This window comes from Alteromonas sp. ABE4_545, from assembly GCF_056161325.1.
The window spans coordinates 1-373 of sequence record NZ_JBSWYY010000085.1 but is presented as its reverse complement, the minus strand read 5'-3'; the positions used below and the strand labels follow the sequence as shown (position 1 = coordinate 373).

At 53.9% G+C, this 373-nt stretch carries 1 protein-coding gene; it reads left to right on the top strand.

Annotation, left to right across the window (positions count from 1 at the left end; genetic code table 11):
- Positions 1–373, top strand: a 373-nt coding sequence (locus tag ACXAH6_RS20425) for an Ig-like domain-containing protein (RefSeq protein WP_474879834.1), incomplete at both ends; no start/stop codon positions are given.

Genomic DNA, 373 nt, shown 5'->3' with positions numbered 1-373 from the left:
GGTAACACCATTAGCCGAAGGTGACTACACCGTAGAAGCCACCGCTACCGACCCTGCGGGCAACAGTGCTACAGCCAACACGACGGGTAATTTAGATAACACAGCCCCTACGGTGACCGTGGATGATCAAGGCACCAACAACAACCCAACGCCAACCATCACAGGTACCACTAACCTCGATGCGGGTGATACCGTGACCTTGTTGGTAACTGACAGCGACGGCAACACCCAAACCCTTACTGCCACTGTAAATGCTGATGGAAGTTACTCTGCCGATGTGGTAACACCATTAGCCGAAGGTGACTACACCGTAGAAGCCACCGCTACCGACCCTGCGGGCAACAGTGCTACAGCCAACACGACGGGTAATTTA